Here is a 12,449-nt window from a genome sequence, read left to right on the forward strand (position 1 = left end):
CAAGATGCTTGGGTATACACCTGATTAGCCTGGCAGGTTATTTGCGATCATAGGTCTCATCTTAGTGCTTTGCTTGTTCCTGCGCATAGTCGGCATAGGCGTGGGCTGCTAGTATTAGGCAAATTGTGTAAACGACCATATTGAACGTTGAGGTTGTATATGTTGAGTGCCGAGGAAAAAGCACGCGTAAAGTGGGCATGCCGTCGTGGTATGTTAGAATTGGATGTGATCATTATGCCATTCTTCGAAGAGTGTTTTGATGAATTACCCGAGCAGGAGCAGCGGGATTTTATTTCATTGCTGACTTGCGATGATCCGGATCTGTTCACTTGGGTTATGCAGCACGGTCGCAGCGAAAACCCGGCCCATGCGGCGATGGTGGACAAAATTGTCGCCCACAACAACAGCAAACTTCGCTGATCTTGAGATAAAACCTTCCCGACTTTCTGCTGCCGCACTGTCTTTCTTCTATATCAGTGCGGCCAGCTTGTTAGTGCTAGCCTGGCTTCGCGCCGTTCTTCCCCTTCCTGTTATTCTGATTTGCCTGGAAATGGTGTGGCATGAATGGCTACAGCTGCGTATTTACTGTCAATCACAGCAGGGAAGGCTGGTGGTCAAAGCTTCCGGCGAGATACACTGGCAGCACAGGCAATGGGTGATTGAGAGGGTTAAAATTCGCACCCGCTTGTTGCTTTTGCTGCGTATTCGTCATCTCGGCCAGCAACGTTGGCTGCTGATATGCCATGATGCCTGTGACGAGTCGGCATATCGCTCGTTGTCTTTGCTATGCCATAGTCCCCCCACATATACATCCAGCGAATAATCACAAAGTGATTGATTTTTGTGGTTGATTTGATCGCAATCTATTTAATTTTTAGTGTTTTATTTTAATATTGCACCTGGTTTCTCTTCAGCATAATCTCTCGTCCCTTAAAGATGTTGCCTCTCAGGCCGATAAAGATAATCGTCACAGCACTGTTGAAGAACAGTTTATGCCCATGCCTAGGGTACGAAATCAGGCAAGGATGTATTAGAAATGAAAATTAAACATAAGTTATTAGGGCTTACCGCCCTTGCTGTAGCCGCTCTGTTGGTAGTACTGGGAATGACCTGGAAAGCCAATGAGCGAGTCTTGAAGATTAACGACTCGAGCGCGGCGGTGAGTCAGTTAGAAGTCACCTTGCTTAACCTGCGTCGTAACGAGAAAGATTTCCTGATGCGGATGGATACGAAGTATCAAGGAAAGTTTCAGGATAATTACGACCGCTTTCAATCCCAGTTGGCGATACTAAAACGTGATCTCGATGAATTATCGCTGACAATTCCGAGCCTGGAAGTGCTACCTGCAGCGATGCAGAGCTACCAAGAGGGAATGGTGGCGCTGATTCAGGGCTACCAGCAACTAGGATTGATATCCTCAGATGGTATGTACCGTGAATTCTTCGAGTACTCAGAACAGTTAGTGAATGCAGCCAATGAGCAGCAGCGAGATATCTTAGCCGCATATAGTATAGAGGAAGCCGCCAAACTCTTACTGGTGATGGGCGATGAAGCGTATTTAACGGAATACCGGGTGGCCTCTACTCAGTACAGGCAGCAGCTTGAGTCTTCTTTCGGTCCGGTATTTATTCGGTTCGAGGATATTACTGAGCAGGTCATTAAGCAACTACAAACCATTGGTTTAAGCCACAACCAAGGGTTGCGCGGTGAAATTCGCAACCAGTCTCACCAGGTTGAAAAAGTGTTTGCTGAGGTCGTGCAGCAGCTTGAGGCCAAGGTTACCTCAGAGCGCAGTCAAATCGGCCAGTTAACTATTGCAGCGGTGATTGTGGTAATAATCGTGCTGATTAGTCTTTCATGGTTTATCAGCATGTCGATACAGCGCCGGGTGCAGGGGTTGAGCCAGTTGATGGCCACTATCGCCGCGAGTAATGACCTTACCCAAACCGCAGATGAAAATGGCAACGATGAGCTTGCTGAAATGGCGCTTAACTTTAACGGCTTGCTGGCAAGCCTGCGCGATTTGGTCGGTAATGTTCAGGGATCGGTTACCGAGCTGGGTGCCGCGTCTGAGCAGCTTCAGCGCCGTAGCCAGGATTCAGAAGAGGCGATGGGGCAGCAACAGGCGGAAACAGACTCGGTTGCGACAGCGATTACTGAGATGGGAGTGACTATTCGCGAGATCGCCTCGAATACCGAAAGTGCGGCAGCCAATGCCGACCGAAGCTATAACGGAGCCCAGCAAGGGCTGACTGAGGTCAGCGCGACGAAGGCGCGTATCCGCACCCTGTCTGAGGACTTGTCTAAGACCAGTGAGGAAGTGGCGAGCTTGTCGAGCCTGTCAGAAAATATCGGTTCGGTACTGGATGTGATCAAGGCAATTGCCGAGCAGACTAACTTGCTGGCACTTAATGCCGCAATTGAAGCAGCACGTGCCGGCGAGCAGGGCCGGGGTTTTGCGGTGGTTGCAGATGAAGTTCGCTCATTGGCTTTGCGAACTCGCCAGTCGACGGAAGAAATTACCACGATCATTGCTTCGCTGCAGGAGCAGACGGATCAGGTTGTGGTCCATATCGGGCGCTGCCGGGAGCAGGGGGATCTGAGTGTGACCCAGGCTGACAGTGCCGAAGTGAAGATTAGCCAGATCATGGCAGACATGCAGCTGATCATGGATACCAGTACCCAGATTGCGGCTGCGGTTGAACAGCAGAGCCTGGTCTCTGACGAGATCGGCCAGAATGTGACCTCGATCCGCGATATTACCAACCTGAACTCGTCGGTGGCACATGAAAATGCCCAGGCGGCTAATGCCGTCGCAAACCAGGCGACGTCACTGGATGAGGCGATTGCGGAGTTTAAAGTTTAAAGGCTTCGCCTTGGAAACGAGTGACGCTTCGCTCCGTGAAGCGGGGAAGAGCGGCCCTGTGGTTATGAGGCCCTAGGAAGAGCAGGTCCTTGGTGCTGGGAAAGCTTGGTATATAGAAGCTATTTCGTAACACTGCCTGCAGGACCATAGGACCATAGGACCATAGGACCATAGGACCATAGGACCATAGGACCATAGGACCATAGGACCATAGGACCATAGGACCATAGGATCAAAACAAAAAAAGCGAGAGGTTTGCACCTTTCGCTTTTTTATATATCGAAACACTTACGTGGTTGTCGATAACCTTTTCTAGTTTCTGTATCAACACGGCTGATCAGGCGTTAGAACCGTTGGCTTGGATTCTTCCGACTGCTCAGGGAAATCAAGGTTATAATGCAGGCCAAGGCTCTCTTTTCGCTCCATGGCGCAGCGGACCATCAGCTCAGCAACCTGTAGTAGGTTACGCAGTTCAAGCAGGTTGTTTGACACCCTGAAGTTGCTGTAGTACTCGTGAATTTCTTCATTGAGCAGCTGAATACGGCGCATCGCACGCTCTAGGCGCTTGGTGGTGCGAACGATACCGACATAGTCCCACATGAACAGGCGAAGCTCATGCCAGTTGTGCTGGATCACGACTTCTTCATCTGAGCAGCTGACCTGGCTTTCATCCCAGTTAGGCAAGCTATCAGGCAGGGTGACTTGATCCAGTTTTTGCTCGATACTTTCAGCGGCAGCCCAGGCATAGACCACGCACTCCAGCAGGGAGTTAGAGGCCATCCTGTTGGCACCGTGCAGGCCGGTATAGCTGACTTCGCCGATGGCATATAGGCCATCCAAGTCAGTGCGCCCTTCCTTGTCTACGATGACTCCGCCACAGGTATAGTGGGCTGCAGGCACTATAGGGATAGGCTCTTTGGTGATATCGATGCCAAAGCCCAGCAGTTTCTCGTAGATCGTCGGGAAGTGTTTTTGCACGAAATCAGCCGGCTTGTGGCTGATATCCAGGTACATGCAGTCGGCACCCAGACGTTTCATTTCAAAGTCAATCGCGCGGGCGACGACATCACGCGGCGCCAGTTCGGCACGCTCGTCGAAATCGGCCATAAAGCGGCTGCCGTCAGGGCGGCGCAGGTAAGCGCCTTCACCACGCAGGGCTTCGGTTAATAGAAAGTTCCGGGCTTCAGGGTGAAATAAACAGGTTGGGTGGAACTGGTTAAACTCCAGGTTGGCAACCCGGCAGCCGGCCCGCCAGGCCATGGCAATACCGTCTCCTGAAGAAACATCGGGGTTTGAGGTGTACTGGTATACTTTTGAGGCGCCGCCAGTGGCCAGTACCACAAACTTGGCTCGGACGGTTTCAACCACCTCATTGTTACGGTTCCAGATGTAAGCACCCAGTACCCGATTCGGTTCATCGCTATTGCCTAATTTCTGATTGGTGATCAGATCTAGGGCGTTATGGCGCTCCAGTACCTCGATATTCGGATGGTTGTGAACATTATCTTGCAGCGAATTTTGTACCGCCATACCGGTGGCATCTGCGGCATGAAGGATCCGGCGGTGACTATGGCCACCCTCGCGGGTCAGGTGGTAGCGAGGGGCTTCATCGCTGTCACTTTCCTCGCGATCAAACGGTACCCCGCCGTCAATAAGCCACTGGACACAATGCTTGGCATTTTCAGCAATGAAGCGAACGACGTCTTCATCACATAAATGTGCCCCGGCAATCTGGGTGTCCTGAACATGGGAATCAACACTGTCAGACTCATCAAAGACGGCAGCGATACCGCCTTGAGCATAGTAGGTAGCGCCTTCGCTGCGCGGCCCCTTGCTCAGAACCATTACTTTCCCTAGTGGTGCCAATCGCAGCGCCAGTGATAACCCGGCAGCCCCGCTACCAATGACTAATACATCGCAAAGATGTTCACGGTTTTCGTTCATATCGATTTCATATCCCTGTGGCAATCATTCTATGTTACCAAATTCCATCTCATTTGTTCATTTTTGACTGTTGGTTAACAACTTATCGCTTTGACGCGGTATAATACTCAGTTATGGCAATTGTTATACTGCTTCATTGCGGGAAATAAATCGCGCACTATTAGTGAGAAATAATTTCTTTTGAACGGGGAACTTCGCCTTTATTCCCGAGTCTTACATAGTGCTCATGCTCATATTTTTCATACAACCCTGTTTTGACTGGGCTTTAAGCTGTTGTAGCACGGTGTACTGCTGCCTAAACCATTAGGAGAGAGGCGCTAATGTTGGCTGTTGACAGGTTAGTACGAAATCACGAGTGCAAGACGGATATAGGAGTACACGCTCGAATGAGCGAGCAGCAAACTGATCAGGTATTAATAGAGCGGGTACAGCGTGGTGATAAGCAGGCATTTAACCTGCTAGTGGTTAAATATCAAAATAAGGTATGTAGCCTGGTTGCCCGTTATGTCAGCAACTCCGGTGACGTACCGGACGTTGCGCAGGAAGCGTTTATAAAAGCTTATCGTGCTTTGCCGACATTTCGCGGTGAAAGTGCGTTTTATACATGGCTGTACCGAATTGCCGTGAATACGGCAAAGAACTATCTGGTAGCTCAGGGGCGTCGCCCACCGGCGTCTGATGTCGATGCTGAAGAGGCTGAATACTACGAAAGTGGAAATGCCTTGAAAGAAATATCGAACCCTGAGAACCAAATGTTGTCTGATGAATTAAAGCGGGTAGTCTTCAGTACCATTGAAGCGTTGCCAGATGATCTCAAAACCGCAATTACCTTGCGCGAACTGGAAGGTTTGAGCTACGAAGAGATTGCGGAAGTCATGGGATGTCCGGTTGGTACGGTAAGATCGCGTATTTTCCGTGCACGAGAGGCGGTTGAAAAACGTATTCGTCCTCTAATGCAGCGATAAATGTTAAGCCTAACGGTGAAAAAGATGGCTGATAAACAAAAAATTTCGGCATTATTAGATGGTGAAGAGCTGGATCAGAGCATTATCAATGCATTGGCAGTTGATGATGACAGCCAGCAAACCTGGCAGAACTTCAACCTGATCGGTGATGTGATGCGAGGGGAAGCTCCACAGAACAAGGATTGGGATATTGCTGCAAGTGTTGCGCTGGCTTTAGAAGATGAGCCTGCTCATTCCGGGTTAATTGAGACCGTTGCCAAGCCTGCCCCTGTGGTGCAGTTGACAACGGCCCGTGAAACCGTGGAGGCGCAACCAACGCCGCAGCAGGCTAAACGCATGATGCCAGCATGGCTGACCCAGTTTGGCCAGGTGGCTGTTGCTGCTTCTGTGTCATTAGCCGTGATTGTGGGTGTTCAGCAGTACAATGGTGGCGACGAAGGTCTCGTTGCTACGTCTGCAGAATCACAGATGCCGGTACTACAGACAATTCCTTTTGCCGGTACGGCCGAACCTGTTAGTCTGACCCGGGATTCTGTGCGCAATAACAGTCACGCTGCACCGAGTGAAGCGCAAGTAATGGAGCAGCGCCGCCGTATTAACGCGATGCTTCAAGACTATGAATTACAGCTGCGTTTAAATGCCGAAGATGGCAGTATTGATAAAACGTTGCTAGAAACAAACTGATCTTGGCGGATAAATGAGAAAGATTCTGGTCGGTGTTGTAACACTGGTCAGCCTGATGATGCCATTGCAAGCCTCTGCTGAAGATTCGGTATCTTCGGCAGAGGCTTTGTTACATCAAATGGACGAGGCTAGCCGTGAGCTCAGTTATGAGCTGTCGTACATACTCATTAAGAAAAACAGTATAGAACCGTTGCGCTATCGCCATACTCTTGAAGATGGTGAGACGTATGCACACCTTGTTTACTTGAGCGGACCGCCGCGTGAGGTGATCCAGCGTGGCAGCGAAGTCAGTTACTTTGAGCCGGGGCTCGATCCGTTCACTATTAACAGCAATAAGATGGTTGCCCCCCTGCCACCGATTATGAAATCGGATATCAATGAATTGGCACAGTACTATGATTTCATTCCAATGGGGCGCGCCCGTGAAGCCGGCGTGGCCTGTGATGTCGTACGTATTGCGCCAAAAGATGGAGCACGCTATTCCTATTTGTTGTGGGTTGACACCCGGAGCAAGCTAGTGATGCGGGCAGACTTGCTGGATCGTGACGGGGAGCCGCTCGAGCAGTACCGGGCTGTTTCCTATGTCGTGAACCCGAAAGTCGGGGATGTGCTGAAAAGTCTGAAATCCGTTGAGTTGCCCGCTGTTGTTAAACTGCCACCTCAGCCACAGGCTGAGCTGGGCTGGCAGGTCAACTGGCTGCCTCAGGGCTTTGAGTCAGTCTCCCGTAACCGTCACCGCCTGATGATGACGGAGCGTCCGGTTGAAAGCAAAATGTATAGCGATGGTCTGTTTAGCTTCTCTATTTATGTATCGACCGCTGATAGCTTTACCGTCCGGGAACAATTGGTGCGCCAGGGGCGTCGCACACTGCATAGCTATTTGCTTAATGACAAAGAAGTGACTGTGGTGGGAGATATTCCGCCGGCAACCGCCCGCCGTGTGGCTGAATCTGTGGCGTTTGTCGCAGGTAAGACAAGTTCCGCGGGAGAGAGCAGACCATGATGCGCTCATTGGCAACGGTTGTTGCTGTTGATCCCGGTGTCATTACGGTCAGCTGCCAGCAGCAAACCAGCTGTGGCCACTGTGCCTCCCGTGATAGCTGTGGAACCGGTATTGTCAGCAAGGCGATTCCGGGCCGCAGTCACCAGGTAAAAATAGTCACGGGTACCAAAGTTTCCGTCGGTGAAGTCGTTGAAATTGGTTTACCAGAACAAAGTATGCTGCACTCTGCCGTGCTGGTTTATGTGCTACCTTTGCTATTCTTAATCTTGGGAGCAGTATTTGGACAGTGGTGGTTTGTCGATTTGGCTGGTAGCGGTGAGCTAGGGGTTATCCTTACAGCCGTGATCAGCGCAGCCATCGGTTTGTTGCTTGCACGCAGGTTTGCCAAGCGGTTGGAGGGCAATTCAGCCTACAAACCAGACCTGATTCGGGTGCTAGGCAACCCTATATCGGGTGATAGCGCAATAAATGCCGCATCGAAAGATAGCGACTAGCCGTGAAATTCGGTAGAATCTGTCAACTTGATCTGTAGATCCCATTCATTTTTAATCACGAGTTAGTCACGCCAATTCATGAAGCACATTCGTAACTTTTCGATTATTGCACATATCGACCATGGTAAGTCGACCTTATCCGACCGCTTGATCCAAGTCTGTGGTGGCCTTTCCGATCGTGAAATGGCTGCGCAGGTTCTGGATTCCATGGATCTTGAACGCGAACGCGGTATTACTATCAAAGCCCAGAGTGTGACACTCGACTATACGGCTAAAGATGGTGAAACCTACCAGTTAAACTTTATCGACACCCCAGGACACGTTGACTTCTCATACGAAGTTTCCCGTTCTTTGGCTGCCTGTGAAGGCGCCTTATTGGTTGTTGATGCCGGTCAGGGCGTAGAAGCTCAGACTTTGGCGAACTGTTACACCGCCATGGAAATGGATCTGGAAGTGGTGCCGATTTTGAATAAAATCGACCTGCCAGCTGCTGATCCAGACCGTGTAGCAGAAGAAATTGAAGAAATTGTCGGTATCGACGCGCTAGAAGCGACCCGTTGTTCAGCAAAAACTGGCTTGGGTGTCGAGGATGTTCTAGAAAACATTGTTTCTGCGATCCCAGCTCCGGAAGGAGATCCAGAGGCGCCGCTACAAGCATTGATCATTGATTCATGGTTCGATAATTATTTAGGTATTGTTTCTTTGGTTCGAGTTAAGAATGGCTCGTTGAAGAAAAATGCAAAAATTAAAATGATGAGCACCGGTCAAGTTTGGAACATTGACCGTCTTGGTATCTTTACACCGAAGCAAATCGATACAACTGAGCTTAATACGGGCGAAGTAGGTTGGGTTGTTTGTGGTATCAAAGACATCTTGGGTGCGCCTGTGGGTGATACAATCACACTGTCGAAAGATGGCTGTGAAGAAGCATTACCTGGCTTTCAGAAAGTCAAACCTCAGGTTTACGCAGGTTTATTCCCTGTTTCTTCTGACGACTATGAAAACTTCCGTGATGCTTTAGGTAAATTAAGCCTGAACGATGCTTCATTGTTTTATGAGCCAGAAAGTTCTTCTGCGCTTGGTTTTGGTTTCCGCTGTGGTTTCCTTGGCATGCTGCACATGGAAATTATCCAGGAACGCCTGGAACGTGAATACAATCTTGCACTGATCACCACGGCACCAACGGTGGTCTACCAGGTAGAAACGACACGTGGCGAGCAAATCTATGTTGATAGCCCGTCGAAGCTACCTGCGGTTAATGATATTGAAGAGATTGGTGAGCCAATTGCACGTTGTAATATCTTGGTGCCGTCTGAGTACCTTGGTAACGTGATCACGCTATGTATCGAAAAACGTGGTGTGCAGGTTGATATGGTATATCACGGTAACCAAGTTGCCCTGACATACGATATTCCGATGTCTGAAGTGGTCTTGGACTTCTTCGATCGTTTGAAATCGACATCGCGTGGTTACGCATCGCTAGATTACAACTTCCAGCGTTACGAACCATCCAACATGGTACGTGTTGATGTGATGATCAATGGCGAGCGTGTGGATGCACTGGCTATCATTACCCACAAAGACAATGCAAATAGTCGTGGCCGTGATTTAGTCGACAAGATGAAGGAATTCATTCCTCGTCAGATGTTTGATATCGCAATTCAAGCGGCGATTGGCGGCATGATCATTGCGCGAGCGACAGTGAAACAGTTACGCAAAAACGTAATCGCAAAATGTTATGGCGGCGATATCAGCCGTAAGAAGAAATTGCTGCAGAAGCAGAAAGAAGGTAAGAAGCGTATGAAGCAGATCGGTAACGTCGAGCTGCCTCAGGAAGCCTTCTTGGCGATTCTGCACGTAGGTAAAGATAAGTAACTACTTTACTCATTGCCTTGCCTCAGAGATCATTGCGATGGCCGGAGGCACTTCCGGTATTCTGAAGCAAGTGTCAATGAGCAGTGCAGCAAGATTTTCTTGCTGCACTGTTACATTTATTAGGGATTAAAATGGCAAATACTTTTTCGCTAATTCTGGTACTGGCGACGCTGGTCACCGGGATCATTTGGGCGCTGGATAAATTTATCTGGGCACCGAAACGTCAATTAAAAATTGAAGCGGCTGCCGCAAATGCTGGCGATCAAGTCGATGCTAAAACCCTACAAGCCGTAGCACCGCAACCGAGCTGGGTGGAATCAGCCAGCTCAATGTTTCCGGTGATCGCGCTAATTATGGTATTTCGCTCATTTATTTATGAGCCGTTCCAGATCCCATCCGGTTCAATGATGCCGACACTGCTCGTTGGTGACTTCATCCTGGTTGAGAAATATGCTTACGGCCTGCGTGATCCAGTTTTCCGTCACAAGCTGATTGAGACTGGTGAGGTAGATCGTGGTGATATTGTGGTATTTAAGTTTCCGCCTCAGCCACAAATTGACTACATCAAACGTGTTGTGGGTATGCCGGGCGATACGGTTCGCTATAGCGCCCACAAGCAGCTTTGTGTTGCCCCTAAAGGCGCTGCCGAGTGTACGCCTGTGCCGCTGGAAAATATGACTGACAGCGAATTCAGCCAGGGTATGACGCGTTTTGTTCAATTTAACGAAAAACTGGGTGAGCAAGAGCATCAGATTTTAGTGCATCCACTGAAGCGAGACCACACGCTAAAGTATTATCCGCGTCCGGGGATCAGCGAGTGGGTTGTACCTGAAGGCCAGTATTTCGTGATGGGTGATAACCGCGACAACAGTGCAGATAGCCGTTATTGGGGCTTTGTGCCTGAAGCCAACCTAGTTGGTAAGGCGGTCGGGATCTGGATCAGCTTTGAGTTTGAACGAGGTGCTGATAGTGCACTTCCATCTTGGATTCCTACCGGTGTGCGTTTCAGCCGCATCGGTGGCATAAACTGATCGGGATAAAATGACATCTCCTGCAAATAGACTTCAGCGTAAGCTGGGTTACCAATTTACAAATATTGATTTAATGACCTTGGCACTGACACACCGTAGTGCCAATGGTACCCATAACGAACGCCTGGAATTTCTCGGCGATTCGATTTTGAGTTTTGTTATCGCCGATGAGCTATATCACCGTTTCCCTAGTGTGGATGAAGGTGATATGAGCCGTATGCGTGCCACCTTGGTGCGCGGTAAGACATTGGCCGAGCTAGGGCGTGAATTTGACCTTGGCGACCACTTGCTGCTTGGCCCGGGTGAGCTCAAGAGTGGCGGCTTCCGCCGTGATTCGATCCTGGCTGACTGTGTAGAAGCGATCATCGGTGCTATTTACCTAGATAGTGATATCGAAGTGGTCCGTAAGATCGTGCTGGACTGGTATCAGTCTCGTCTAAATACGATCCAGCCGGGTATCAACCAGAAAGATCCGAAAACACGTCTTCAAGAGTGTCTGCAGGGGCGTCGTTTACCGCTTCCAGCATATACTGTAACTAAGGTACACGGTGAAGCTCATAACCAAGAGTTCACGGTACAGTGTGAAGTGACAGGACTGGATAAGCCTGTTATCGGTAAAGGCGGCAGTCGGCGCAAGGCAGAGCAGGCAGCAGCAGAAATTGCGCTTAAGCAGTTGGAATCATGACAGATAAACAACATTGTGGCTTTATAGCCATTGTCGGCCGACCAAACGTTGGTAAATCAACTTTGCTCAACCGTTTGGTTGGACAGAAGTTATCGATCACTTCACGTAAACCGCAGACTACTCGTCACCGTATTATGGGTGTTGATACCCGTGATGGTTATCAAGCAGTGTTCATTGATACCCCGGGCCTTCACATTGAAGAAAAACGGACGATTAACCGCCTAATGAACCGTGCAGCCAGCAGCTCGCTGACTGATGTTGAATTGGTCCTGTTCCTGGTCGACGGTACGATGTGGACCGCTGATGATGAAATGGTACTGAACAAGCTGATTAAAAGCGAGTTGCCGACAGTACTGCTTCTGAACAAAGTCGATAACGTAAAAGACAAGCACGAACTGTTCCCGCATCTAGAAGAACTGTCTAAGAAGATGGACTTTGTCGATGTGGTACCAATTTCAGCGAAAAGTGGCACCAACGTTGATGCGGTGGAAAAAATTGTTCGCGAGCATTTACCTGAAGGTGAATACTATTTCCCTGAAGAGTATGTGACGGATCGTTCACAGCGCTTTATGGCGTCGGAAATTATTCGTGAGAAGCTGATGCGCTTCCTCGGTGAAGAGCTGCCCTATTCGGTGACGGTAGAAATTGAGCGTTTTGATTTCAACCCGCGTACCAACGGCTTTGATATCAACGGATTAATTCTGGTCGAGCGTAAAGGCCAGAAGAAAATGGTGATCGGTAAAAATGGCGAAAAAATGAAAGTCATTGGCCGTGAAGCCCGTATTGATATGGAAGAGCTGTTCGAGCGCAAGGTGTACCTAGAGCTTTGGGTTAAAGTGAAATCGGGCTGGGCAGATGACGAACGTGCACTGCGAAGCCTGGGTTATATTGACGACCTGTAA

General features: G+C 49.4%; 12 protein-coding genes. 11 read left to right on the plus strand and 1 reads right to left on the minus strand.

Annotated elements, in window-relative coordinates:
* The first annotated feature begins 159 nt into the window (after nucleotides 1–159).
* The 3 genes from AC51G0_RS02675 to AC51G0_RS02685 all read left to right on the plus strand — a co-directional run bounded on the left by AC51G0_RS02675 (nucleotide 160) and on the right by AC51G0_RS02685 (nucleotide 2,866).
* Nucleotides 160–420: an FAD assembly factor SdhE gene (locus AC51G0_RS02675; RefSeq protein ID WP_496300573.1), complete on the plus strand. Its 261-nt coding sequence runs from the start codon at nucleotides 160–162 to the stop codon at nucleotides 418–420.
* Nucleotides 389–823, plus strand: a complete 435-nt coding sequence (locus tag AC51G0_RS02680; RefSeq protein ID WP_496300574.1) for a protein YgfX — start codon at nucleotides 389–391, stop codon at nucleotides 821–823. The genes AC51G0_RS02675 and AC51G0_RS02680 overlap by 32 nt, the downstream gene beginning before the upstream one ends.
* 213 nt (nucleotides 824–1,036) lie before the next feature.
* Entirely contained in the window at nucleotides 1,037–2,866 is a 1,830-nt protein-coding gene (locus AC51G0_RS02685) for a methyl-accepting chemotaxis protein (protein WP_496300575.1), read from the plus strand.
* 324 nt (nucleotides 2,867–3,190) lie between these two features.
* Here the strand turns inward: AC51G0_RS02685 and nadB are convergent, their stop codons facing one another.
* Entirely contained in the window at nucleotides 3,191–4,810 is a 1,620-nt protein-coding gene (nadB, locus tag AC51G0_RS02690; RefSeq protein ID WP_496300576.1) for an L-aspartate oxidase, read from the minus strand.
* A gap of 386 nt (nucleotides 4,811–5,196) precedes the next feature.
* Between nadB and rpoE the strand changes: the two genes are divergently transcribed.
* The 8 genes from rpoE (at nucleotide 5,197) to era (ending at nucleotide 12,449) form a co-directional block, all read left to right on the plus strand.
* Nucleotides 5,197–5,775: an RNA polymerase sigma factor RpoE gene (gene rpoE, locus AC51G0_RS02695; protein WP_075763110.1), complete on the plus strand. Its 579-nt coding sequence runs from the start codon at nucleotides 5,197–5,199 to the stop codon at nucleotides 5,773–5,775.
* Between the two features lie 24 nt (nucleotides 5,776–5,799).
* The gene (locus tag AC51G0_RS02700; protein WP_496300577.1) at nucleotides 5,800–6,459 is read left to right on the plus strand and encodes an RseA family anti-sigma factor; all 660 of its coding nucleotides are present in this window, start codon (nucleotides 5,800–5,802) and stop codon (nucleotides 6,457–6,459) included.
* Between the two features lie 13 nt (nucleotides 6,460–6,472).
* Entirely contained in the window at nucleotides 6,473–7,462 is a 990-nt protein-coding gene (rseB, locus tag AC51G0_RS02705; RefSeq protein WP_496300578.1) for a sigma-E factor regulatory protein RseB, read from the plus strand.
* Nucleotides 7,459–7,956, plus strand: coding sequence for a SoxR reducing system RseC family protein (locus tag AC51G0_RS02710; protein WP_496300579.1), 498 nt, complete (start codon nucleotides 7,459–7,461; stop codon nucleotides 7,954–7,956). Before rseB ends, AC51G0_RS02710 begins: the two co-directional genes overlap by 4 nt.
* Before the next feature lie 78 nt (nucleotides 7,957–8,034).
* Nucleotides 8,035–9,831, plus strand: coding sequence for a translation elongation factor 4 (gene lepA, locus AC51G0_RS02715; RefSeq protein WP_496300580.1), 1,797 nt, complete (start codon nucleotides 8,035–8,037; stop codon nucleotides 9,829–9,831).
* 131 nt (nucleotides 9,832–9,962) lie between these two features.
* A complete protein-coding gene (gene lepB, locus AC51G0_RS02720) occupies nucleotides 9,963–10,862 on the plus strand; it encodes a signal peptidase I (RefSeq protein WP_496300581.1) in 900 nt (299 codons plus the stop codon).
* 10 nt (nucleotides 10,863–10,872) lie between these two features.
* Nucleotides 10,873–11,547: a ribonuclease III gene (gene rnc, locus AC51G0_RS02725; protein ID WP_496300582.1), complete on the plus strand. Its 675-nt coding sequence runs from the start codon at nucleotides 10,873–10,875 to the stop codon at nucleotides 11,545–11,547.
* Nucleotides 11,544–12,449 (plus strand): GTPase Era, encoded by a 906-nt coding sequence (gene era, locus AC51G0_RS02730; protein WP_496300583.1) that lies wholly within the window; start codon nucleotides 11,544–11,546, stop codon nucleotides 12,447–12,449. The genes rnc and era overlap by 4 nt, the downstream gene beginning before the upstream one ends.

The organism is Photobacterium sp. HL06 (assembly GCF_059552575.1).